This is a genomic window from Bradyrhizobium sp. CCBAU 45389, assembly GCF_028128625.1.
Lineage (GTDB): Bacteria > Pseudomonadota > Alphaproteobacteria > Rhizobiales > Xanthobacteraceae > Bradyrhizobium > Bradyrhizobium liaoningense_B.
In genome coordinates this window covers 220,895-245,260 of record NZ_LBIY01000098.1, presented here as the reverse complement: position 1 = coordinate 245,260, position 24,366 = coordinate 220,895, and the positions used below count along the sequence as shown (strand labels likewise).

At 65.1% G+C, this 24,366-nt stretch carries 21 protein-coding genes; 17 read left to right on the top strand and 4 right to left on the bottom strand.

Annotation, left to right across the window (positions count from 1 at the left end):
* The first annotated feature begins 130 nt into the window (after positions 1-130).
* The 8 genes from XH79_RS37150 (at position 131) to XH79_RS37115 (ending at position 9,239) form a co-directional block, all read left to right on the top strand.
* Positions 131-1,333, top strand: a complete 1,203-nt coding sequence (locus tag XH79_RS37150; RefSeq protein WP_442870011.1) for a pyridoxal-phosphate-dependent aminotransferase family protein — start codon at positions 131-133, stop codon at positions 1,331-1,333.
* A gap of 55 nt (positions 1,334-1,388) precedes the next feature.
* A complete protein-coding gene (locus XH79_RS37145; protein WP_271584904.1) occupies positions 1,389-2,672 on the top strand; it encodes an MFS transporter in 1,284 nt (427 codons plus the stop codon).
* Between the two features lie 116 nt (positions 2,673-2,788).
* Positions 2,789-3,988 (top strand): pyridoxal-phosphate-dependent aminotransferase family protein, encoded by a 1,200-nt coding sequence (locus tag XH79_RS37140; RefSeq protein ID WP_271584903.1) that lies wholly within the window; start codon positions 2,789-2,791, stop codon positions 3,986-3,988.
* Positions 3,989-4,012: 24 nt separating this feature from the next.
* Positions 4,013-4,810 carry an enoyl-CoA hydratase/isomerase family protein gene (locus tag XH79_RS37135; protein ID WP_271584902.1) on the top strand — a complete coding sequence of 266 codons (798 nt, stop codon included), beginning with the start codon at positions 4,013-4,015 and terminating at the stop codon, positions 4,808-4,810.
* Positions 4,811-4,960: 150 nt separating this feature from the next.
* Positions 4,961-5,941: a Bug family tripartite tricarboxylate transporter substrate binding protein gene (locus tag XH79_RS37130; protein ID WP_442870020.1), complete on the top strand. Its 981-nt coding sequence runs from the start codon at positions 4,961-4,963 to the stop codon at positions 5,939-5,941.
* 166 nt (positions 5,942-6,107) lie between these two features.
* Complete coding sequence (locus XH79_RS37125; protein ID WP_271584900.1) at positions 6,108-6,650, top strand: tripartite tricarboxylate transporter TctB family protein; 543 nt, start codon at positions 6,108-6,110, stop codon at positions 6,648-6,650.
* A gap of 11 nt (positions 6,651-6,661) precedes the next feature.
* Complete coding sequence (locus XH79_RS37120) at positions 6,662-8,179, top strand: tripartite tricarboxylate transporter permease (protein ID WP_271584899.1); 1,518 nt, start codon at positions 6,662-6,664, stop codon at positions 8,177-8,179.
* A 187-nt stretch (positions 8,180-8,366) separates the two neighbouring features.
* The gene (locus tag XH79_RS37115) at positions 8,367-9,239 is read left to right on the top strand and encodes an outer membrane protein (RefSeq protein WP_271584898.1); all 873 of its coding nucleotides are present in this window, start codon (positions 8,367-8,369) and stop codon (positions 9,237-9,239) included.
* A gap of 60 nt (positions 9,240-9,299) precedes the next feature.
* Here the strand turns inward: XH79_RS37115 and XH79_RS37110 are convergent, their stop codons facing one another.
* Together XH79_RS37110 and XH79_RS37105 are read right to left on the bottom strand one after the other, a co-directional pair.
* The gene (locus XH79_RS37110; protein WP_271584897.1) at positions 9,300-10,493 is read right to left on the bottom strand and encodes a CaiB/BaiF CoA transferase family protein; all 1,194 of its coding nucleotides are present in this window, start codon (positions 10,491-10,493) and stop codon (positions 9,300-9,302) included.
* Between the two features lie 119 nt (positions 10,494-10,612).
* A complete protein-coding gene (locus XH79_RS37105; RefSeq protein ID WP_442870010.1) occupies positions 10,613-10,837 on the bottom strand; it encodes a hypothetical protein in 225 nt (74 codons plus the stop codon).
* 285 nt (positions 10,838-11,122) lie between these two features.
* Here XH79_RS37105 and XH79_RS37100 point away from each other — a divergent pair, with 285 nt between their 5' ends.
* Together XH79_RS37100 and XH79_RS37090 are read left to right on the top strand one after the other, a co-directional pair.
* Positions 11,123-14,467, top strand: a complete 3,345-nt coding sequence (locus tag XH79_RS37100; protein WP_333938930.1) for a M10 family metallopeptidase C-terminal domain-containing protein — start codon at positions 11,123-11,125, stop codon at positions 14,465-14,467.
* Positions 14,468-14,684: 217 nt separating this feature from the next.
* Positions 14,685-15,149: a tetratricopeptide repeat protein gene (locus tag XH79_RS37090; protein ID WP_271584895.1), complete on the top strand. Its 465-nt coding sequence runs from the start codon at positions 14,685-14,687 to the stop codon at positions 15,147-15,149.
* A gap of 160 nt (positions 15,150-15,309) precedes the next feature.
* Here the strand turns inward: XH79_RS37090 and XH79_RS37085 are convergent, their stop codons facing one another.
* Both XH79_RS37085 and gspD read right to left on the bottom strand, forming a co-directional pair.
* Positions 15,310-15,906, bottom strand: coding sequence for a prepilin peptidase (locus XH79_RS37085; protein ID WP_271584894.1), 597 nt, complete (start codon positions 15,904-15,906; stop codon positions 15,310-15,312).
* A gap of 83 nt (positions 15,907-15,989) precedes the next feature.
* Positions 15,990-18,278: a type II secretion system secretin GspD gene (gene gspD, locus XH79_RS37080; protein ID WP_271584893.1), complete on the bottom strand. Its 2,289-nt coding sequence runs from the start codon at positions 18,276-18,278 to the stop codon at positions 15,990-15,992.
* 222 nt (positions 18,279-18,500) lie between these two features.
* Between gspD and XH79_RS37075 the strand changes: the two genes are divergently transcribed.
* Genes XH79_RS37075 through XH79_RS37045 form a run of 7 tightly spaced genes read left to right on the top strand, consistent with a single transcriptional unit; the run spans position 18,501 to position 24,366 of the window.
* Complete coding sequence (locus XH79_RS37075) at positions 18,501-20,186, top strand: GspE/PulE family protein (RefSeq protein ID WP_442870009.1); 1,686 nt, start codon at positions 18,501-18,503, stop codon at positions 20,184-20,186.
* Between the two features lie 5 nt (positions 20,187-20,191).
* A complete protein-coding gene (locus XH79_RS37070) occupies positions 20,192-21,403 on the top strand; it encodes a type II secretion system F family protein (RefSeq protein ID WP_271584891.1) in 1,212 nt (403 codons plus the stop codon).
* 23 nt (positions 21,404-21,426) lie between these two features.
* The gene (gene gspG / locus XH79_RS37065) at positions 21,427-21,882 is read left to right on the top strand and encodes a type II secretion system major pseudopilin GspG (protein ID WP_212342673.1); all 456 of its coding nucleotides are present in this window, start codon (positions 21,427-21,429) and stop codon (positions 21,880-21,882) included.
* The gene (locus XH79_RS37060; RefSeq protein WP_271584890.1) at positions 21,845-22,339 is read left to right on the top strand and encodes a prepilin-type N-terminal cleavage/methylation domain-containing protein; all 495 of its coding nucleotides are present in this window, start codon (positions 21,845-21,847) and stop codon (positions 22,337-22,339) included. Before gspG ends, XH79_RS37060 begins: the two co-directional genes overlap by 38 nt.
* Positions 22,317-22,712: a type IV pilus modification PilV family protein gene (locus XH79_RS37055; protein WP_271584889.1), complete on the top strand. Its 396-nt coding sequence runs from the start codon at positions 22,317-22,319 to the stop codon at positions 22,710-22,712. The genes XH79_RS37060 and XH79_RS37055 overlap by 23 nt, the downstream gene beginning before the upstream one ends.
* Positions 22,713-22,750: 38 nt before the next feature.
* Complete coding sequence (locus tag XH79_RS37050; RefSeq protein WP_245003782.1) at positions 22,751-23,455, top strand: general secretion pathway protein GspJ; 705 nt, start codon at positions 22,751-22,753, stop codon at positions 23,453-23,455.
* On the top strand, positions 23,452-24,366 hold the full coding sequence (locus tag XH79_RS37045; RefSeq protein ID WP_271584888.1) for a general secretion pathway protein GspK: 915 nt from the start codon (positions 23,452-23,454) through the stop codon (positions 24,364-24,366). Before XH79_RS37050 ends, XH79_RS37045 begins: the two co-directional genes overlap by 4 nt.

Sequence of the window (24,366 nt, the reverse complement as noted above, 5' to 3'; positions counted from 1 at the left end):
CAGCACAGTAGTTTGCCCGTTGGATCGCGTCGACGTCCACAATCGAATACCAAATTTCGATTGAAAGGACAAAAAATGAATGCAAAATAGCCAGCAGAGCCGGCCAGGATCCGCCGACAGGGAGGTTTTCATGCATCAGGGACGCCATTTCCTTCAGATTCCGGGCCCGAGCCCGGTCCCCGAGCGCGTCCTGCGCGCCATGGACATGCCCGTGATCGACCACCGCAGCGCGGAGTTCGGCGAACTCGGCCGCACCGTGCTCGAAGGCAGCCAGAAGATTTTCCAGACCAAGGGTCCGGTGGTGATCTTCCCCTCGTCGGGGACGGGCGCCTGGGAGGCCGCGATCGTCAACACGCTGTCGCCGGGCGACAAGGTGCTGATGGTCGAGACCGGCCATTTCGCGACGCTGTGGCGGCAGATGGCCGGCCGCTTTGGCATCGAGGTCGACTTCGTGCCCGGCGACTGGCGCCGCGGCGCCGATCCGGCGGTGATCGAGGCGAAGCTCACCGAGGACAAGGCGCGCACGATCAAGGCCGTCATGGTCGTGCATAACGAGACCTCGACCGGCGCGACCAGCCGCATCGCCGAGATCCGCGCCGCGATCGACCGCGCGTCGCATCCCGCGCTGCTGATGGTCGACACCATCTCCTCGCTCGGCTCGGTCGACTATCGTCACGACGAGTGGAAGGTCGACGTCAGCGTCAGCTGCTCGCAGAAGGGTTTCATGCTGCCGCCCGGCCTCGGCTTCAACGCGATCTCGGAGAAGGCGCTGGCGGCGTCCAAGAGCAACAAGATGCCGCGCTCCTATTTCGACTGGGAGGAGATGCTCAAGCCCAATACGAAGGGCTTCTTCCCCTACACGCCGGCGACCAACCTGCTCTACGGCTTGCGCGAGGCGATCGCGATGCTGCTCGAGGAGGGACTTCCCAACGTGTTCGCAAGGCACCAGCGGCTTGCTGCGGCAACCCGCGCCGCCGTCAATCATTGGGGCCTCGAAGTGCTCTGCCAGGAGCCTTCAGAGTTCTCGCCGGTGCTGACGGCCGTGCTGATGCCGCCGGGGCATGATGCCGATCAGTTCCGGAAAGTCGTCCTCGACAATTACAACATGTCGCTCGGCTCGGGCCTGTCGAAGGTCGCCGGAAAAGTCTTCCGCATCGGCCATCTCGGCGAATGCAATGCGCTGACGCTGCTCGGCGCGCTCACCGGCGTCGAGATGGGCCTGTCGGTGGCCGGCGTGCCGCATCGCTCCGGCGGCGTCAACGTCGCGATGAAGCTGCTGGAGCAGCGTCCGCAAGGCAACGCCTCGCCGCATCTGAAAGTGGTCGGCACTTAAGTCGCGCGGGACAGGCGGGCAGCAATCATAACAACAGCGATACGGGAGGGGTGAGATGGGGGTTCGGTTCAAGGCCACGCATGTCGTGCTGGCGATGCTCTGCGCGATGTATTTCATCACCTATGTCGACCGGGTGAACATCGGCACGGCCGCGAGCGAGATCCAGAAGGAGCTGGGCCTGTCCAACACGCAGCTCGGCCTCGTGTTCTCCGCCTTCGCCTATCCTTATCTCTTGTTCCAGGTCATCGGAGGCTGGGTCGGCGATCATTTCGGGCCGCGCAAGACGCTGTTCTGGTGCGGCATGATCTGGGCGGTCGCCACCATCATGACCGGCTTCGTCAACGGTCTCGCTGCGCTCTTCGTCGCGCGGTTTGCGCTCGGTTTTGGCGAGGGCGCGACGTTCCCGACCGCAACGCGCGCGATGCAATACTGGACGCCCGCCAACCGCCGCGGTTTTGCGCAGGGCCTGACCCATTCCTTCGCCCGGCTCGGCAATGCCGTGACGCCGCCGGTGGTGGCGCTGTTGATCCTGTGGCTGACCTGGCGCGGCGCCTTCGTCGTGCTCGGCTTCGTCAGCCTGATCTGGGGCGTGATCTGGGTCTGGTACTTCCGCAACGAGCCGAAGGAGCACGCCTCCATCACCGAGGCCGAGCTCGCCGCACTGCCGCCGCGCCCGACCGGCGAGCGGCCGCGCGTGCCGTGGAGTGCGCTGCTCGGGCGGATGTGGCCGGTGACGCTGACCTATTTCTGCTACGGCTGGTGCCTGTGGCTGTACCTGAATTGGCTGCCACTGTTCTTCAAGAACAACTACAATCTCGACATCAAGAACTCGGCGCTGTTCGCCTCCGGCGTGTTCTTTGCCGGCGTGGTGGGCGACAGCGTCGGCGGCGTGCTCTCGGACAGGATCCTCGACCGCACCGGCAATGTCCGCCTGGCGCGGCTCAGCGTCACCGTTGCGGGATTTACGGGGGCGCTGCTCTCGCTGCTGCCGATCCTGTTCGTCCACGACATCACCGTGGTGGCGCTGTGCCTGTCGGCGGGCTTCTTCTGTGCCGAGCTGGTGATCGGCCCGATGTGGTCGATCCCGATGGACATTGCCCCGAAATATTCCGGTACCGCGTCGGGAATCATGAATACCGGCTCGGCCTTCGCCGCCATCGTCTCCCCGCTGGTCGCGGGCTTCGTGATCGACGCGACCGGCAACTGGTACCTGCCGTTCCTGATGTCGATGGGCCTTTTGCTGCTCGGCGGCTTTTCCGCCTTCCTAATGCACCCGGAGCGCCCGTTCGCGGAGGTCGAGGGCAGGGGAACGGCCGGAAAGATGGTGGCCGCGGAATAGGGGTGGCGGAGGCCCGCCGCTCAGGCATGGGAAACGTCTTTAGGAGAGGGGACAAGCCGGTCAAATGGTGCTATTCGGCGGCCATCAAAATCAAGGCTAGACCGGGAAGGACGCCTATGACCGTGCATACTGGAAGGCATTTCTTACAGATTCCAGGACCGACCAACGTGCCCGACCGCGTGCTGCGGGCGATGGACATGCCGACTCTGGACCATCGCGGTCCGGAGTTCGCCGAGCTCGGTTTCGCGGTCCTCGCCTCAATGCAGCGCGTATTCCGCACCAAGCAGCCCGTGATCATCTTCCCCTCGTCCGGCACCGGCGCCTGGGAAGCGGCGATGGTCAATGTGTTCTCGCCCGGCGACAAGGTTTTGATGTGCGAGACCGGCCAGTTCGCCGTGCTGTGGCGCGGCATCGCCGACAAGTTCAAGCTCGACGTCGACTTCATCCCGAGCGACTGGCGCCATGGCGCCGACCTCGCCGAGATCGAGACGCGCCTTGCCGCCGACAAGCAGCACAGCATCAAGGCGGTCTGCGTCGTCCACAACGAGACCTCGACCGGCTGCGTCACGCCGCCCGCGGAGGTGCGCAAGATCCTCGATCGCACGAAACATCCGGCGCTGCTGATGGTCGACACCATCTCCGGTCTCGGCTCGATGGAATATGAGCACGATGCCTGGGGCATCGACGTCTCGGTTGCGGGCTCCCAGAAGGGCCTGATGCTGCCGCCCGGCCTCGGCTTCAACGCCGTGTCGGAAAAGGCGCTTGCCGTTGCCAAGGCCAATCCGGGCATGCGCTCCTATTGGGACTGGCAGGAGGTCATCAGCTTCAACAAGCTCGGCACCTTCCCCTATACGCCGGCGACCAATCTGCTCTACGGCCTGCGTGAAGCCGTGAAGATGCTGGAAGAGGAGGGGCTGGAGAACGTCTGGTCCCGCCACAAGCGCCACAGCGCGGCGACGCGCGCGGCGGCCAAGGTCTGGGGCCTGGAGACGCAGTGCATCGATCCTGCCGCGCATTCGCCGGCGCTGACCGGCGTGCGCGTGCCTGATGGCTTTGATGCCGACGCCTTCCGCAAGGTGGTGCTGGAAAACTTCGACATGTCACTCGGCACCGGCCTGAACAAGGTCAAGGGCAAGGTGTTCCGCATCGGCCATATCGGCCATTTCAACGATCTGATGCTGATGGGTACGCTCGCCGGCGTCGAGATGGGCCTGGATCTTGCAAAGATCCCGCACCGGAGCGGTGGCGTGCTGGCGGCCATGGACGTCCTGAAGGGACGCGACGTGGTGCCGATGACCAAGGCTCAGGTGGCCTGAACTAACTTGGAAAGTGAGCGCGCGATGAACGCACCGACGACGACTAGCGAAGACCTGCTCTACTCCGTCACGGACGGCATCGCGCGGATCACCTTCAACCGCCCCCAGGCGCGCAACGCCATGACTTTCGCCATGTATGACCGCATGGCGGAGATCTGCCAGGAGATCAACGCCGACCGTTCGATCAAGGCGCTGATCCTGACCGGCGCGGGCGACAAGGCCTTCGCCTCCGGCACCGACATTTCCCAGTTCCGCGCGTTCAAGACCGCGCAGGACGCGCTCGATTACGAGGCGCGGATCGACCGCGTGCTCGGCACGCTGGAGCAGTGCCGCGTGCCCGTGATCGCGGCGATCGCCGGCGCCTGCACCGGCGGCGGCGCGGGCATCGCGGCCTGCTGCGATATCCGCATCGGCACCGAGACGACGCGGATGGGCTTTCCGATCGCGCGCACGCTCGGCAACTGCCTGTCGATGTCGAACATCAGCCGCGTCGTCGCGCTGGTCGGTCCTGCCCGTACCAAGGATATGATCTTCAAGGCGCGTCTGGTCGAGGCGCCGGAAGCCCTCGCGCTCGGCCTGCTCAACGAGATCGTGCCCGACGTCGAGTCGCTGCAGCGCCGCGCCGACGAGACCGCCAAGCTCGTCGCCAGCCACGCGCCGCTCACGTTAGAGGCCACCAAGGAAGCGGTGCGCCGCATCCGCCGCACGCTGTCGCGCGAGGAAGGCGAGGACCTGATCCTCAAGGCCTATATGAGCGAGGATTTCCGCGAGGGCATGGACGCCTTCCTCAACAAGCGCGCGCCTGTCTGGAAGGGCAAGTAGCGCTTCGGAGGCGTTCCGCTTGGTCATCCGAAAGTCATATGCGGCAGAATGTCCGCCGGCTTGAACTCACAACCTTTAGTCCGCACAATGCATCGATAAATTTCCCGGCATCACAAAGCCAATAATAAACAGGGGACGAAACTCGTGCGTATTCCAGTGAAAGCCGTCGGGGCAGCGACGGCCTTGTTGCTCAGCACGCCCGCCTTTGCCGGCTGGGAGCCGACCAAACCCGTCGAGATTGTGGTAGCCGCCGGTGCGGGCGGTGCTTCCGATCAGATGGCCCGGATGATGCAGGCCGCGATCCAGAAGAATAATCTGATGAAGCAGCCCATGGTGGTCTCGCTCAAGGGCGGCGCGTCGGGTGCGGAAGCGCTGATGTACATGAAGTCCAGCGAGGGCGATCCGAACAAGGTGCTGATCGCCTATTCGCTGATCTACATGCTGCCGCTGTCGGCGAAGATTCCGTTCAACTGGCGCGAATTGACCCCGGTCTCGGTGATCGCGCTCGACCAGTTCGTGCTGTGGGACAACAGCGCCGGCCCCAAGACGGTGAAGGAATTCATCGACGCAGCGAAGGCGGCGAGCTCGCCGTTCAAGATGGGCGGCACCGGCTCCAAGCGCGAGGACCACGTGCTCACCGTGTTCCTGGAGCAGAAGACCGGGGCGAAGTTCTCCTATCTGCCCTACAAGTCCGGCGGCGAGGCCGCGACCCAGCTCGTCGGCAACCACACCGAAGCCAACGTCAACAACCCCAGTGAAAATCTCGAGGTCTGGCGCGCCGGCCAGGTGCGTCCGCTCTGCGTGTTCGACAAGGAGCGCATCTCCTACACCAGCAAGGTGACGGACACCCAATCCTGGGCCGACATCCCGACCTGCAAGGAGCAGGGCGTCGACGTGCAGTATCTGATGCTGCGCGCGATGTTCCTGCCCGGCAAGGTCACAGCTGAGCAGCAGGCGTTCTATGTCGATCTGTTCCACAAGGTGACGCAGACCGCCGAGTACAAGGACTACATGGAGAAGCAGGCGCTGAAGCCGATCTTCCTCACCGGCAAGGACATGGTGCAATTCCTCGAGGAGGACGATGCCGTCAACAAGGCGCTGATGACGGAAGCCGGATTCGTCGCGAAGTAGCTTTCTCTTTTCCCCCTCTCCCCGTTCTTACGGGGAGAGGGTTGGGGTGAGGGGCTCTCTCCGCGAGTCCGACTCTCACCGTCCCTGCGGAGACTCCCCCTCACCCCAACCCTCTCCCCGCACGCGGGGAGAGGGGGAATTGAACGCACTCCGTCCCTAACAGAGCATGTCCCAAACCGAACTTGAAATCGTCGTCGACGATCCGACCGCCCCCGAAGACGACTCGCCCTCCGTCGTCTCCTCCGGCACGATCGAGATCGTCGTCTGTCTCCTTCTTCTCGCGCTCGCCGTCACGCTCGGCTACGACAATTGGCGCACCGGTGCGTCCTGGGATGCGACCGGGCCCGAGCCCGGCTATTTCCCGTTCTATCTCTCCGTCATCCTCGGGGGCGGCAGCCTCTACGGCCTGATCGTTGCGCTGCTGGCGCGGCGTGCGGTGTCCGTGACGTTTGTCACCCGCGCGCAGGCGCGCCGCGTGATGGCGGTGTTCGTGCCGACGCTGCTGTTCTGCCTCGTGACGCAGTTCCTCGGCCTCTATGTCGCGAGCTTCCTTTTGATCGCAGGTTTCATGCGCCTCGTCGGCAAGATCGCGCTGTGGAAGTCGCTGCTCACCGCTTTCGTGTTCACGGCGATCATGTTCGTCACCTTCGACGTCGCCTTCGACGTCATCATGCCGAAAGGGCCGCTCGAAGCGGCCCTCGGGCGCTAGGACGGATCGCGATGGAAGCTCTCGGTCTCCTGCTTCACGGCTTCGCCGTCCTGCTGACGTGGAAGACGCTCGTGCTGATGTTGGTCGGGCTTGTGCTCGGCATCTTCGTCGGCGTGCTGCCGGGGCTCGGCGGGCCCAACGGCGTCGCCATCCTGCTGCCGCTCACCTTCACGATGGACCCGACCTCGGCGATCGTGATGCTGTCCTGCATCTATTGGGGCGCATTGTTCGGCGGCGCGATCACCTCGATCCTGTTCAACATCCCGGGCGAAGCCTGGTCGGTCGCAACCACCTTCGACGGCTATCCGATGGCCCAGCAGGGCAGGGCGGCGGAGGCGCTGACCGCGGCGTTCACGTCCTCCTTCGTCGGCTCGCTTGTCGCGGTGCTCCTGATCACCTTCCTCGCGCCGATGATCTCGTCCTTTGCGCTGAAATTCGGCCCGCCCGAGTTCTTCGCGGTCTATCTCTTGACCTTCTGCTCCTTCGTCGGCCTCGGTCGCGAAGCGAAGCACAAGACGGTCATCTCGATGTCGCTGGGGCTGCTGCTCGCCGGCGTCGGCATGGACACGGTGTCGGGCAATCTGCGCATGACCTTCGGCTCGGCCGACCTGCTTCGCGGCATCAACTTCCTGGTCGCCGTCATCGGCCTGTTCGGCATCAGCGAGATCCTGCTGACGATGGAGGAGCGTCTCGCGCTACGCGGACATGCGGCAAGCATCTCGCTGCGCGTCGTGCTCGGGGTCTGGAAGGATCTGCCGAAATACTGGGTGACGCTGCTGCGCTCCTCCTTCATCGGCTGCTGGCTCGGCATCACCCCGGGCGGTGCGATCGCGGCCTCCTTCATGGGCTACAACCTGGCCAAGCGCTTCGCCAAGGATCCCGAGAGCTTCGGCAAGGGCCGCATCGAGGGTGTGTTCGCGCCTGAGACGGCGGCGCATGCCTCCGGCACCTCGGCACTGCTGCCGATGCTGGCGCTCGGCATTCCCGGCTCGGGCACTGCCGCGATCCTGCTTGGCGGCCTCATGGTATGGGGGCTCAATCCGGGCCCGCTGCTGTTCGTCGAGCACAAGGACTTCGTCTGGGGCCTGATCGCCTCGATGTATCTCGGCAATGTCGTCGGCCTCGTGCTGGTGTTGACGACGGTGCCGGTCTTCGCCTCGATCCTGCGCGTGCCGTTCGCGGCGGTGGCGCCGATGATCGTGGTGTCCTGCGCGATCGGCGCCTATGCGATCCAAAACGCGATGTTCGACATCTGGCTGATGCTGGGCTTCGGAATCGTCGGTTACGTCTTCAAGAAGATCGGCATTCCGCTGGCGCCGTTCACGCTGGCCCTCGTGCTCGGCAACCGCGCCGAGGATGCCTTCCGCCTGTCGATGATCGGCTCCGGCGGAAACCTCAAGGTGTTCTGGTCGAACGGCCTGGTCGGCTCCATCACGACGCTGGCGATCGTGCTGCTGTTTTGGCCGGTGATCGACGGCCTGATGGCTCGCGTCGGATGGATGCAGCGCACGAAAATTGCGGAGCGATAGGAGGCTAAAATTTTAGTTAAATGAAGCTAAAATTTAGTTAAATCAGTTATTTATGTTGCTGATGTCGCCGTAGTCCTACTGCCGCGCCAATGATTTGTTTCCAAATGTTGCCGCCGCGCGACAGCCTCGGTTCCGCTCAAAGGTTATGGTTCCAGCCAGATTTTGAGATTTGTCGGAGGGGGATGTTATGAAGCGATTTGTGATCGGGTTGGCGGCAATGTCGCTGTTCGCGACGGGGGCCATCGCGGCCGATCTGGCCGCAAGACCCTACGTAAAGGCTCCACCCGTGGTTGACCCAGGCTGGGGCTGGACGGGCTTCTATGCCGGCTTGAACGCTGGATATAGCTGGGGCAGGGCCAATACGACCATTGCGCCGATCGCGCTTCCGTTCCCGGCCGTGCAATTCGGTTCGTCCCATCAAAACGTGGACGGTTGGCTGGCCGGCGGTCAGATCGGCTACAACTGGCAAGTCGATCCCAAGTGGGTCGTCGGACTTGAGGGAGACATCCAGGCGACCGGTGAGCGCTCGTCGCGGACCGTGACGACGACGAGCACGCGCTACGGTTCGAACATCATCGGCCTCCCGATCGGCAACGACTTCAATTCCATTGCGTCGTTGACCGCAAATCTCTCCTACGACCTGCAGTGGTTTGCAACGTTCCGAGGGCGCGTCGGCGTCTTGTCGGATCCGCAAACCCTTTGGTATGCAACCGGCGGTCTCGCGGTCGGCGAGTTCAAATACTCGTCGGCCACCGCGCTTGGAATCCAGGTATTCGGACCAGGCCTCGGCGGCGTGACCCCCGTCGGCGCGTTCAATTTCCCGATCGGTGCTGGGGTCAGCAGCAGCGATACCCGGGTTGGCTGGACGGTGGGCGCCGGTGTTGAACGCAAGTTCACCCGGAACTGGTCGGCCAAGCTCGAATACCTCTACATGGATTTCGGCTCCAAGACCTACTTTGTCGGGACCGCCAATCAGGCCGACGTCAGCTTCCACGATCACGTGCTGCGTGCCGGCTTCAACTATGCGTTCAATCCGACGCCGGTCGTCGCGAAATACTGAGCGGCACAGAGCCGCCATGCATCAATGCCCGGCGTCTTGCCGGGCATTGTCGTTTGGACCCTAGACCACCTTGGCCTCTCGAAGTTCGGCGATCTCGTCCGCACTGAGGCCGAATTCCTTCAGCACCTCGTCGGTCTGCTCGCCGAATTCCGGCGGTCGCGCCACCATCCTGCTCGGCGTACGCGACAGCGTCACGGGCTGGCCGACCAGGCGGATATCGCGGCCCTCGTCGTTTGGCACGTCCTGAGCGATGCCGAGATGCTTGACCTGTGCGTCCTCGAACATCTGGTCGATGGCGTAGATCGGCCCGCAGGGCACGCCGGCCTCGTTGAACTCGCGGACCCAGGTCTCGGTCGACTTCGTCACGGTGCGCTTCTCGATCTCGGCGTTGAGTGCGTCGCGGTTTTTCGAGCGGGCAGGGGCGGTTGCATAATCGGGATGGCTGTAGAGCTCCGGCGCGCCGATCGCCTGCGCACAGCGCTCCCAGATCCGTCCGCCGGTCGTGGCGATGTTGATGTAGCCGTCCGAGGTCTTGAACACGCCGGTCGGGATGCTGGTCGGGTGGTTGTTGCCCGCCTGCTTGGCGACCTCCTTCTCCATCAGCCAGCGCGCGGCCTGGAAGTCGAGCATGAAGATCTGGGCCTGCAGCAGCGAGGTCTGCACCCACTGACCCTTGCCCGAGACCTCGCGCTCGAGCAGCGCGGTGAGGATGCCCATGGCGCAGAACAAGCCCGCGGTGAGGTCGGCGACGGGAATGCCGACCCGCATCGGGCCTTCGCCCGGCGCGCCGGTGATCGACATCAGCCCGCCCATGCCTTGCGCGATCTGATCGAAGCCCGGCCGCTTGTGATAGGGGCCGTCCTGGCCGAAGCCGGAGATGCTGCCATAGACGATGCGCGGATTGATCGCGGCGAGGCTCTCATAATCGATGCCGAGCTTCTTCTTCACGTCGGGACGGAAATTCTCGACCACGACGTCGGCCTTGGCGGCGAGGCGCTTGAACACGGCGAGCCCGCGCTCGTCCTTCAGGTTCAGCGTCATCGCCCGCTTGTTGCGATGCAAATTCTGGAAGTCGGAACCCCGGCGCGGCCCGCCCGGCTGCTCGCCGCCGGCATCCTCGGTCAGTGCGTCAATCTTGATGACGTTGGCGCCCCAGTCTGCGAGCTGACGCACGCAGGTGGGCCCGGAGCGGACGCGTGTGAGATCGAGCACGGTGAAGCGCGACAGGGCTTCCGAGGCATGCGGAAAAGGCATCTTGAAAGGCTCCGGGACAGATTGCGGAGCCACCATAGTGCCGAAACATCGGGCGGCAAGTCTGCCGCGACGCGGATGCCGCCTGTCGAAATGCAGGCCTGATCGCGCTGCGCAAGGGATCAGCGCGACAGCCGCTTCAACTCGGTGCGCGCCTGCTCGGCCAGCGGGTCATCGCCATGGCGCGCGATGAAGAGCTCGAACGTCTCCCGCGTTCCCGCCCGACGGGCGGCTTCGAATTCTTCCGCCACCGCGGCGGAAGGATCGCGGGCCATTGGCATGGAGGGGGCGTGTCCCCCCTTGGTGTTCCCCTTGCTGCTTTCGTCCGCATTGGCTTTCGAGGCCATGACAGGTTGTTCTCCGATGGGCAGACGGTCCGGCCCGGCGAGCATAGCCAAGGCTCCGATCAGACCGACCGAAAGTGGGCTCAGTTTCATAGTTTCCTTTACGGAACACGCCAGGCGCGGTACTGAATGCGTCGCCGCTCCGTATCATTACGGGAGTTGATGGCTAACACGGCGTTACGGACCGACTGATGGCCCGACGCCAAAATTAAACCAAACGTATAACTCTCTAGCTAGAATCATGCCCCTGCGCAGCGAATCGCGCGATGCATTGCTTCGGAGAGTTCATTGGCTACCTCGGTTTCAGTCAGTGCCACCAACAACGCCGAGATCGACGGCCTGCTGTCGGGCTATAAATGGACCGGCACGATCAGCTACAGCTTTCCGGATTCGCCTAGCGACTACTCCAATCCTTACTACGGCGGCAGCAGCGAACCGACCTCGTCGGGTTTCGCCTCGGCGCCCTCTCAGATGCAGGCGGCGATCAACTACGCGATCGGGCTGATCCTCGGCTACACCAACGCCACGATCCAGTACAACGGGACTGGAAGCGCCGACATCATGATCGCGCAGTCCTCGTCGGCCAATCCGACCTCCTACGCCTATTACCCCGGCAATTATTCAGCGGGGGGCGATATATGGTTCGGCAACCAGTACAACTACTCGCTGGCCAAGCTCGGCAACTACTATTTCACGACGGCGCTGCACGAGCTCGGCCACGCCCTCGGCCTGAAGCACAGCCAGGAGGCCGGTGGCCCCGCCAACGTCGCGGTGCCGAGCGCGCATGACGACAGCGAATACACCGTCATGAGCTATCGCAGCTATGTCGGTGCGTCGACGACCAGCGGCTACACCAATGAGTCCTATGGATATCCGCAGACCTACATGGCCAACGATATCCTCGCGCTGCAGACGATGTACGGCGCGAACTACACGACCCAGAGCGGCAGCACGGTCTACACCTGGAATCCGACGACGGGGCAGGAGTTCATCAACGGCGTCGGGCAGCTCGCGCCGGGCGGCGGCGCCGGCGGCTCGGCCAACCGCATCTATGAAACGGTCTGGGACGGCGGCGGCGTCGATACCTACGACCTGTCGAACTACACGACCAACCTGAGCATCAACCTCAATCCCGGCGCCTCGTCGCTGTTCTCTTCGACGCAGCTCGCCAATCTCGGCAACGGCCATTACGCCTCGGGCAACGTCTACAACGCCTACCTCTACAACAACGACGCGCGCTCCTACATCGACAACGCCATCGGCGGGTCCGGCAACGACACCATCGTCGGCAACGTCATCGCCAACACGCTGAACGGCAGCTCCGGCAACGACACGATTACCGGCGGCGGCGGCAACGACACCATCGTCGGCGGAGCCGGCACGGACACGGTGGTGTATTCGGGCGGCCAGACCAGCTACGCGATCACCTACAACGCGACCACCCAGACATTCACCCTGGTCGACCAGCGCAGCGGGTCGCCCGACGGTAGCGATACCGTCACCGGGGTCGAATATTTCCAGTTTGCCGGCATCACGGTCGCCAGCTCCACGCTGGTGACCACGGTGATCGAGTCGTTCGGATCGACCAGCTTGGTCCAGTCTGGCGGCAACTATTACCTGAACAGCATCTCCACCGGCACCGGGCCTGTGCTGAAATATTCGGGGAATGCCGTGAACACGGCCAATTACACGACGTGGTCGGTCATCGGCGCCGAGCAGGTGTCGGGTGGTGGCTACGACGTCGTCTGGAAGAATTCAGCGGATGGGCATTACTCCGTCTGGAGCACGGACAGCAGCGGCAATTTCGCGACGACGCTCGCCGCCGCCCCCGAAGTGCTGGGCACCGACGCGTCCCTGCAGGCGCTGGAGCCGACGCTCCATCAGGATCTCAACGGCGATGGCACGATTGGCGTTGTCAGCGGTGTGACGATCGAGGCGTTCGGATCGACCAGCTTGGTGCTGAGGGGTGGCAACTACTACCTGGACAGCATCGCGACCAGCACCGGGCCAGCGCTGAAATATGCAGGAAATGCCGTGAACACGGCTAATTACACCACCTGGTCGGTCATCGGCGCCGAGCAGGTGTCTGGCGGTGGCTACGACGTCGTCTGGAAGAATTCGGCGAATGGACATTACTCTGTGTGGAGCACGGACAGCACCGGCAACTTCGTGACGACGCTCGCCGCCGCTCCCGAAGTGCTGGGCACCGACGCGTCTCTGCAGGCGCTTGAGCCGACGCTCCAGCAGGATCTCAACGGCGACGGCACGATTGGCGTTCCCGTTGTCTCGGTTGCCAGCGGCGTCACGATCGAAGCGCTCGGATCAACCGGCCTGATCTTGTTTGGCGGCAATTACTACCTGACCGACATTTCGACCAGTGCCGGGCCGACGCTAAAGTATGCAGGCAATGTCGTGAACACGGCCAATTACACCACATGGTCGGTCATCGGCGCCGAGCAGGTGTCTGGCGGTGGCTACGACGTCGTCTGGAAGAATTCGGCGAACGGGCATTACTCCGTCTGGAGCACCGACAGCAGCGGCAATTTCGTGACGACGCTTGCCGCCGCCCCTGAAGTGCTAGGCACCGACGCGTCTCTGCAGGCGCTCGAGCCGACGCTCCACCAGGATCTCAACGGCGATGGCACGATTGGCGTCCCAGTCGCCAGCCCCGTCACGATCGAGGCGCTCGGATCGACCAGCCTGGTGCTGTCCGGTGGCAACTACTACCTGACCGACATTTCGACCGGCACCGGACCTACGCTGAAATATGCTGGCAATGTCGTGAACACGGCCAATTACACCACGTGGTCGGTCATCGGCGCCGAGCAGGTGTCTGGCGGTGGCTACGACGTCGTCTGGAAGAATTCGGCGAACGGGCATTACTCCGTCTGGAGCACCGACAGCAGCGGCAATTTCGTGACGACGCTTGCCGCCGCCCCTGAAGTGCTAGGCACCGACGCGTCTCTGCAGGCGCTCGAGCCGACGCTCCACCAGGATCTCAACGGCGATGGCACGACCGGTGTTCCCGTTGTCTCGGTCGCCAGCGGCGCCACGATCGAAGCGCTCGGATCAACCAGCCTGGTCTTGTTTGGCGGCAATTACTACCTGACCGACATTTCGACCAGCGCCGGGCCTACGTTGAAGTATGCAGGCAATGTCGTGAACACGGCCAATTACACCACGTGGTCGGTCATCGGCGCCGAGCAGGTGTCGGGCGGTGGCTACGACGTCGTCTGGAAGAATTCGGCGAATGGACATTACTCCGTCTGGAGCACGGACAGCAGCGGCAACTTCGTGACGACGCTTGCCGCGGCCCCTGAAGTGCTGGGGACGGATGCGTCGCTCAAGGCGCTGGAGCCGACACTCCATCAGGATCTCAATGGCGATGGCGCCGTTGGCGCTGCGCCGCTCGCGACAGCGACCCCCAATGACAGCTTCGCATTCAACTTCACCCAGGGCGGAGCTTCGTCGACCGTCACGTCCGAGCTCCCCGATCCTATGCCGGCGCCAGCCGAACCGCACACCACGTCAGAGCCGTCGGTTCAATTGGCGGGGAGTCACGACGCAGCTGCGATCGACGTTCTGATCGACGTACTTCACAGCCTGCACGGTTCTGGTTGGCTGCTGGGCTGACAGCGTGATCTCGTCGTGAGCTCCGGGCGCACTGCGCCCGGAGCATTTTTTGCACCCGGCTGCCACTATGGATTTCAGGACGTCCGCGAACTAGTCTGGGTGCGCAGCAAGGAGAGCGGGCGGGATGGAGATCCTCGATAGTCAAGACCAGGAGCTTTGCCGACGGGCGCCGCGGGATTCGCGACGGACAGGAGGGGGGAGCGCCGCCATTCTGGCGTTGCTCGCGACACTCGCGCTCGCCGCGCCGGCCCAGGCCCAGTCGCTTCGCCAGGGCGTCTCCGCGTTCCAGCGCCAGAACTATGCGGCGGCCTCCCGCATCTTCATTCCGCTGGCCGAGCGCGGCAACGCGGCGGCGCAGACCTATCTCGGCTTCCTGTTCGAGACCGGGCGCGGCGTGCCGCAGAATTATACGGAAGCTGCGATGTGGTACCGCCGCGCGGCGGAGCAGGGCGACAGCCGCGCCCAATATTCGCTCGGCCTGCTCTACGACCGCGGCTTCGGCGTGCCGCAGGACATCGTCGAGGCCTCCAAATGGCTCTATCTGTCGACGGCCGCAGCGCCTGCGCCGGCGCGCGAGGCGCGGGCCCGGATCCGCGATGCCGTCACCACCAAGATGACGCGTGGCGAGATCGCCGAGGCCCGCCTGCGGGCGCTGGAATGGGCGCCGAGCCGCGAGCACTGACGGCCGTCCCGCGCCGGGCTCGCCCCGGCCGTCCGCGCCCCGAAACGAAGTCCCCGGACAAAAAACTGCGAAAACAACCCCATGCACAGTAGACGGCGACCGCCGCTGCGGCGCCTCCCGTGTGCGCCGGAATGATGTTTCCTCCCGGGATTATCGTGCCCTAGCCGGGCCAGCCGCCAAGCCAGTTCGCGTACCAGGTCTCGCCCAGCCAACCGAGCCAGATCGCCGGCGCCAGGAACAATCCGAACGGCAGAAAGGCGGTTGCGCGCAGCGGCTTCTTTTGCAGCGCAGCATTGGCGGCATAGGCGGCGATCGCGAGCAGTGCCGCAAGCTCGATCACCGCGGCCACGGTCACAAGATCGAGCCAGGCGCCGCACACCGCGGCGAGCTTGACGTCGCCAAGCCCAAGCCCGTCGCGGCCGCGCCAGCGCCGGTAGAGCGCCATCAGCAGCAGCAGCGGCAGCGCCACGGCTGCGGCACGGGCGAGCGGCCAGAGCAGGGCCTCCAAGCCGATATCGGGCACGGACGCCCCGGCGCGGAGCAAGGCGAGCGCGAAAGCCGTGCCTGTCAGCTCGTTCGGAATGAGGTAATGGCGGGCATCGTATGCGGCGATCGCCAGCATCAGGGCAGCCAGGAACGCGCCGTACAGGCCTTCCGCCCCCGGAGCGGTGACGAGGCTCGCGAACGTCCCCAGCTGCAGGGCAATGCCGAGCGCGAGCGGAGGGACGGTGCCGTCGTTCATAGCCTGATGCGTCACGATTGTTGTTGTCTGGGCATGATCTTTACGGAAAACCGCTGCGCACTTTGCGCCAACGCGGCCCTTTGGGTCCGGATCATGCTCTAGCGCACCGCCCTGGGCGGGCTCACGGTGACTACGGGATTGCTGGTCCCGACGATACGGCCGTTCATCTTGCTGCGCATCTCCTCGGCGATGACGTGGGCATCGACGCCGTCCTTGATCACGGTCGGGCGGATGAACAGGATCAACTCGGTGCGGTTGCGCGCGGTGGTCTGATGCGAGAAGGCATCGCCCATGCCGGGAATGGAATCGAGGATCGGCAGGCCCTGGCGCTGCCTGTTCTCGGTCTCGCTGATCAGGCCGGCGAGCAGCACGGTCTGCCCGCTCGTCACTGCGATCGAGCTCTTGACCCGGCGCTGCGAGATCGTGGGCGTCAAGGAGTTGGCACTGCCGGCGGCCACGCTCGAGATCTCCTGCTCGATGTCGAGCACGACGTTGCCGTTGGCGTTGGCGCGCGGCAGCACGCGCAGGATGATGCCGGTGTTCTTGTAGTCGATGGTGTTGACCACGGTGTTGTTGGCGGTCAGCACGGTCGCGGTGCCCGTCGAGAACGGCACCTGGTCGCCGACCTGCAAGGTCGCGGCCTGGTTGTCCAGCACCACCAGCGACGGGTTCGACAGCACCTTGACGTTGGTGATGCCGTGCAATGCGTCGAGCACGACGCGCGGCGAGTTCTCGGCGCCGATCAGGAAGTTGAAGCCCGGCAGCGCGCGGCCGAGCAGGGCGCCGGCGGCGGCATTGACCGGGTTGCTCGCCGGCTCGGTGTTGCTGCCGATCGCGGCGCTGTTGCTGATGCCCGAAATGGTGTTGGAGATCGAGCCCTGCTTGCTGGCGAGGAAGAATTGCACGCCATAGTTCAGCTGGTCGTTGAGCGTCACCTCGGCGATCGTCGCCTCGATGGCGATCTGGCGCTGCGGCCGGTCGATTTGCCGGATGGTCTGCTCGACGATGCGCTGCGACTCCTGATTGGCGTAGACGAGCACGGCGTTGTTGGTGACGTCGGCGGTGATCCGCACGTTCTGGAGAATGCCGTTGAGGCCGGGCTTGGCCCCGCCGCCCGAGAGTCCGCCGAGACCATTGTCCTGCGCCGGCGTTGCGGCGGCGGCCGGAGCGGGACGGGCGCTGAGCGATGATCCCGGAGGCGTGGTGACCGGCGTTGCCGCACCCGCGGCAGCAGTCGGCAGTGCGCTCAGCGACGCCACGGGATTGCTGGAGGACGTCGTCGACATCCCGGCGCCGGGCGCAATCTGACTCGACGCGTTGTCGAGCGTCGAGCTCGCCGAGCCCTGGCTGAGCAGCATCTCGTTCAGCAGCGACACGATCAGCTTGGAATTGCCGTAACGCAGCGGATAGGACTTCAGGTTCACCCCGTCGGTGTCGGAGCGATCGAGCCGTGCGATCCACGTCTGGGCGCGCTTGAGATATTCCGGCTTCTGGCTCACCACGAGGATCGAGTTGAGCCGTGAGATCGGCTGGAACTTGATCACATTCTGGCTCATGCCGCCTTCACCGGAATCCATGATCTTCTCGATCTCGGTGATGACAGGCTCCGGCGAGGAATTGCGCACCGGGAAGATGCCGACGGATTGTCCGCGCATCCAGTCGGCGTCGAAGGAGAGGATGGTGTCGACCGCGGTCGCACGGTCGGTGCCGCTGCCGCTGACGATCAGCGTGTTGCGGGCGTTGTCGGGACGCATGGTCGAGGCCTTCACGCCGAAGGCGTCGAGCAGCTTGAAGATGTTCTGCGCCGAGACATAGCGCAGCGGCACCACCGTGACGCCCTGGCCGGCCGCGGCATTCATCGAACGGTCAATGCCGCCGGGGCCGGCTTCCGGCGCCGGGAGCAGCCGATAGCCGGTGCGGTCGTGGACCAGCGCGACGCCGGACATGCGCAGCGCGTTCTCCAGCACGTAGAGCGCATCTGCCTTCGGCACGGGCCGCACAGAGGCCAGCGTCACGGTCCCCTGCACGCGCGGGTCGATCGTGTAGCCGACATTGAGCACATCACCAAGAACGACCTTTGCGACGCTGGCGACCGGAGCATTTTCGAAATTGAGGTCGTAGCCGCTGCCGCCGCCGTCATCGCGCTCGGTCAGCGCGCCACCTTGCGCCGTCGCGCCATCGCCAAGGTAGATCGCAGGCTTGGACGATTTCGCCTGGGCAATGCCGCTCGCGCCCGCATCCGCAGCTTGGCGCGGCTGCAGGTCGAGGGAGCGGATCTTGTCGGCGATGTCCTGGGCACGCGGATCTTTCGGATCGGCCTCTATCGATTGGTCGGCGGTGACGATGCAGGCGCCGAGCAGGAAAGCAGACGACAACAGGATGAGCATTCCAGGCAGCGCCGAGCGGAGGCGCGAAAGCGACTGGAGTAGTTTGAACGAAATATGACGGCTACCGCTTCGAAGGGCCGAAAAATGTGTCTGATCCGTCATGGATCGTATGCGCCGAAATTTGCGTCGCTGCCGTTTCTTGCTAGTAAACCTATCGTGGACTCCATGGTCGCGAGCGGGCCAGATGGACGTGTTGCTAACAAGCGTGGTGCGGTGAAGGGCATGCAAGACGTCGCGGTCGACACCTTCAAGCAGCATCTTCTCGCCAAGCACTCGATACCGTCACGTGCGCTTGCGCACCTCGTTGGTCCGACAGATGCCGGGTTCGGTCGGTCGCTCCGCGAGCTGTGGGAGACAATGGACCTTTCGTCGGCCGAATTTGCCGACGAGGTCTCAGAATATTTTCGGCTGCCGCGGCTAGGTCTTCCGCAGTTACTGTCAATCACGCCTTGCCTCGACGGCTTCTCACATAGATTCCTGAGGGAATCGACCGTATTTCCATTCCGCTCATCGACCGGAACTTATGGAATAGCGATTGCCGATCCTTTGGATGCCGCCGCCATCCGCGCCGCCGAGATTGTCTTCGGCGCGCGGGTCGACATTGTCGTCGCGTCATATGAAGATATTACGACAGCTCTCGACCAAAGGACCGGCGCCGCCGAAACAAATGCGGACGAAGGCGTCCGATCGCAGCAGCAGTCCGACGACGACATCGAAAGCCTGCGCGATCTCGCCAGCGGTGCGCCGGTGGTGCGCGCGCTCAACGATCTCCTGGAGCGCGCGGTGGACTTGCGCGCGAGCGACATTCATGTCGAGCCGTTCCGCGCCGGACTTGCCGTGCGCATGCGCGTCGACGGCCTCTTGCGCGCACTGCCGTCGCCGCACGGCATCCCGCCGCAGGCGTTGATCTCGCGCATCAAGATTCTCGCCAGCCTCAACATCGCGGAGCGGCGGCTGCCGCAGGACGGCGCCGCGCGCGTGCGCGTCGGGCGCAGCGAGATCGACGTCCGCGTCGCGACCATGCCGACGCAGCACGGCGAGAGCGCCGTCATCCGCCTCTTGCCGCGCGACCGCGGCCTCCTGGAGATGAGCAAGCTTGGCCTCGCCGCACGCGACGAGAGCGTGATGACGCGCCTCCTGGCGATGCCGCACGGCATGATCGTCGTGACGGGCCCGACCGGCAGCGGCAAGACCACGACGCTCGCGACCATGCTGTCGATCCTGAACGAGCCGACGCGAAAGATCCTCACGATCGAGGATCCCGTCGAATACGAGATCCCCGGCATCAATCAGTCCCAGGTCAAGCCGTCGATCGGGCTGACCTTCGCCTCGGCCATGCGCGCTTTCGTGCGCCAGGATCCCGACGTGATCATGGTCGGCGAGGTCCGCGACGCCGAGACCGCCCATATCGCGATCCATGCCGCGCTGACCGGCCATCTCGTGCTGACGACGCTGCACACCGAGACGGCGGCGGCCGCCGTGCCGCGCCTGATCGATCTCGGCATCGAGGGCTTCCTGCTGAAGTCGACGCTGCGTGCGGTGGTGGCGCAGCGCCTGGTGCGCGTGCTTTGCGACCGCTGCAAGGTGCCGCATGCATTGACCGAGGCCGATCTTGCCAAGGACCCGCGCCTTGCGGTGATCGGCTTCAAATGCGGCGAGGTCGTGCATGAGGCCGGCGGCTGCGAGCGCTGCGGCGGCACCGGCTATCGCGGCCGCAACGGCGTGTTCGAGATCCTCGAAATGTCCGACGAGGTGCGCGCGCTGGTCGGACCGCAGACCGACTCCCATTCGATCGATGCGGCCGCAATGCGGGGCGGCATGACCACGATGCTGGAGGACGCGGTGGCCAAATGCCGGGCCGGGCTCACCACCGTGCCCGAGGTCTTCCGCGTCACGACGGTGCGCTGACGCCCATGCCGAACTATCGTTACCGCGCGCTCAACGCCAACGGCGAACTGGTCTCCGGCGCCATCGCCGCGCCGGCGGCGAGCGACGTCGCGCAGCGGATCGAGCGGCTCGGCCTCGTCCTGGTCGACAACGTGACGCCGGAGGAGGGCGGCGCGGCCGGCCGCGTGACCAGCCTCTTCAACCGGCCGAAGCCGGAAGACGTCACCATCTTCACCCGCGACCTCGCGCTGCTCCTGCGGGCCGGCGCCCGCATCAACGACGGATTGGAGCTGCTCGCGGCCGATCCCGATTTCGGCCGGCTGCGGCCGGTCGTTGCCGACATCCGCTCCCGCGTCGTCTCGGGCGAGAGCTTTGCCGAGGCGCTGGCACGGCATGAGGGGCTGTTTCCGCCGATGTACATCGCGCTGGTGCGGGTCGGTGAGGCCTCGGGGTCCCTCGATCAGGTCCTGGAGGTGCTGGCCGGCGAACGCGCGCGCAGCGAGGCCTTGAGGCGCCGGCTGTCGGATGCGATCCGCTATCCGTTGTTCGTGCTCGGCGCGGCCGGCTGCGTGCTGCTGTTCTTCCTCACTTTCGTGCTGCCGCAGTTCGCATCGGTGTTGCAGGATTTCGGTGCCAAGGTCGATCCGGTCGTCGGTGTCTTCCTCATCATCTCGACCTTCCTGCGCGGCAATTCCGACGTGATGCTGGCCGGCCTTGCGACCGTCATCGCCGCGACATGGCTTCTGCTGCGGCAGGAGCGTATCCGCCGCGGCATCACCAATGCGATCACGCGGCTGCCGGCGATCCGCAACATCATGAGCGCGTACCGCACGGCGCTGTTCTGCCGCAATCTCGGCCTGCTGCTCGGCAGCGGCGTCAATCTCACCATCACGCTGCGCATCCTCATCGACATGATGGCCACGACCGGCCCGTCCACGGTCTGGAGCGAGGCTGCCGATCGCGTCCGCCATGGCTCGAAGCTTTCCGATGCGCTGGCCGAGACCGCGGCGCTGCCGGCGATGGCGGTGCGCATGCTCCGGCTCGGCGACGAGACCGGGCAATTGCCGATGCTGTCCGGGCGGGTCGCCGAATTCTACGAGGCCAAGTTGCAGCGTACGCTGGACCGCGCCGTCGGCATTGCGGGACCGGCGGCCATCATCGCGATCTCGCTGGTCGTCGGCGGCCTGATCACCTCGGTGATGACGGCGCTGATGTCGGTGAGCCAGATTGTCGGATAGGCAGGGAACGGGAGAAGCTTGAAGTGACCAAACATCCAACAGCAAGCCGCGGTCGGCGGCGCGCACGCCGAGGGGAAGCAGGCTTCACTCTCGTCGAGATGCTGGTCGTCATCACCATCATCGGGATGATCATGGCGCTGGTCGGCCCGCGCGTGCTGAACTATCTCAGCGAATCCAAGGCGAAGGCGGCGAAGATCCAGATCGAGAGTTTTTCCAGCGCGCTCGATCTCTATTATCTCGATCTCGGCCGTTATCCGACATCCAATGAAGGCCTTGTGGCGCTGACCCGCAACAACAACCAGTCCGGCTGGAACGGGCCCTATTTGCGCGGCGGCGTGGTGCCGAGCGATCCCTGGGGCCACATCTACGTCTATCGTTCGCCGGGCGCGAGCGCACCCTACGAGATCATTTCGCTCGGATCGGACGGCCAGGAAGGCGGCAGTGGAACGGCAGCCGACATTGTCAGCGGCGCGCGCTGAGGACATCCGCGATGCGCCCGGCTTCGCGCTGATCGAGATCCTGTGCGTGCTCGCGATCATCGGCCTGCTCGCGGCGATCATCCTGCCGGCTATACCGCGCTCGACGACCCGGGCGAGGCTGGAAAGCTACGCGGTCGAGACCGCGGCGCTGCTGAAGGCCGACCGCAGCGCGGCGCTGCGCCGGCAGGTTAGGGTGGCGACGCAGGTGGATGCGGAGGCGCGCGCGATCCGTTCCGGCGTCACCGGGCGGACCATTCGCCTGCCGGGCGACGTGGTCATGCAGGCGATGCTGGCCTCGCGCTGTGCCGATCGCGCAGCGGGGCGGTCGATCGACTTCTTTCCGTCGGGCATGTCGTGCGGGGGGACAATCGCGCTGGCGCGGCCCGGCATGGGCTATGAGGTGCGCGTCAACTGGCTGACCGGAGGCGTCGAGATTGTCCCGCAGAAGCTGCTCTGACGCCGCCGGCTTCACGCTGATCGAGGCGCTGGTCGCGCTCGCGATCATCGCCGTCGTGCTCGGGACGATCGGCTCGGTCATCGCCACGACGACGAAAGCCACGCGTGCGATCGACCAGCGTCTCGTGCTCGCCGGCACGGCCGAGACCCTGCTTGCGAACCTGTCGGCGCGGTCCTTGCTGAAACCGGGGCGGCAGAGTGGCGAACTCGCCGGCAGCCGCTGGCGCGTCGACGTCACACCGATGAGCGTGACGGGTGGCAATCCCGAGACCGATCGCTTCGTGCCGTTGGCCGTCAATCTGCGCCTGCAGCGCGCCGACGGCGCTGCGATCCAGGTCACGACGGTGAAGCTGGTGCTGAGGGCTTCGCAGTGAAGGGCTTTTCTATGAAAGGCTCTGTTGAAGGCTTGGCCATGAAGCGCCTGCGCCGCGCACTCGCGGACGAGGCGGGTTTCACCCTGCTCGAAGTGTTGCTCGCGACGCTGCTGATGACCGTCATCCTGGCGGCACTCGCGACGGTGACGGCGCAATGGCTGCCGAACTGGAACCGCGGCATCGCCCGCGTGCAGCGGGCCGAGCGTCTCGCGACCGGGCTCGACCGCATCATCGCCGACCTGTCGGTCGCCGAGCAGATGACGGTCAACGGCGATGCCAAGGCGCCGCTGTTCGAGGGCGCCGAATTGTCGGTGACGTTCCTGCGCACCGCGCTCGGCCCGAGCGCGCGTCCCGGGCTCGAATTCATCCGCTTGATCGAGAAGGCCGACGCGCAGGGGCTCGCGCTGGTGCGCGAGCGCGCGCCGTTCCAACCGATGCCGACGGACGGACAGATTCGCTTCGTCGATCAGGTCGTGCTGATCCGGGCGCCGTTCCGCGTCAGCTTCGCCTATGCCGGGCAGGACGGTCAGTGGCAGCCGACCTGGCGCGGCCAACCGCAACTGCCGGCCCGCATCCGCATCACCGTGCGTGACGGCGCCAGTGGGCAGGTGCTGGCGGTGTCGGGCGCGGTGGTCCCGCACATCACGGCACCGGCCGAATGCGCGCGAGCCAAGAATCCGGTGACATGCGTCGCGGCGGGCGGCCGGCCGCAACAGCCGACGAAAGAGGAGCAGCAGCTGTGAGCGGCGCGAGGCCCGACCACGCGAGGCCTGGTGATGGCCGCGGCTTCATCGTCGTCGCGGTGCTCTGGATGCTGGCGGCGCTGGCCGCGCTGGCGCTGATCTATCTGACCTATGTCACAAACACCGCGGTCACGGTCGCCGTCAACGCCGACCGGCTGCAGGCCGACGCGCTGGTGAACGCCGGACTCGAGCTCGCCGCCTACCGGTTGACGGCGCAGAACGAAGCGGCGCGTCCGACCAGCGGCACCTTCAATGCCCGCGTCGGGGCCGGCTGGGTGAGCGTGACGTTCCGCGCGGAGGCTGCGCGCGTCGACCTCAACATGGCGCCGAAGCCGATGCTCGCCGGCCTGATGATGGCGGTCGGCGTCTCCGCGAGTGATGCGCTCGTCTATGCCGACCGGATCCTGGCCTGGCGTTCGTCGACGGAGGCCGGACAGGACAATCCGGAGGATTCCTATTATCGCACGCTCGGCGCATCGTACTTGCCGCGTCACGCGCCGTTTCCGCACAGCGACGAGCTCTGGCTCGTGCGCGGCATTCCGTCCGCCGTGGTGGAGCGCGTGATGCCGTTCGTCACCGTGTTCAGCAACATGCGCACCGTGAACGTGCTCGATGCCGCACCGCAGGTGGTGGCGGCGCTGCCCGGCATGACGCCGGAGACGCTGCAGCAGGTGCTGCGCGACCGCGCCGATCCCAAGGTCGACCCGCGCTCCCTGGTCGGCCTCGCCGGCAGCGCCAATGCGACGATCGAGGGCTCGAAGGCCTACCGGATGACGGTCGCCGTCGAGGCCCCGTCGCATCGCCGCAGCTCGGCCGAGGTCGTCATCCTGCTTCTCGAAAGCGGCGATGAGCCCTATCGTGTATTGTCGTGGCACAACGCCTTCGACGGCTCTGCCGGAAAGCCTCTGTGA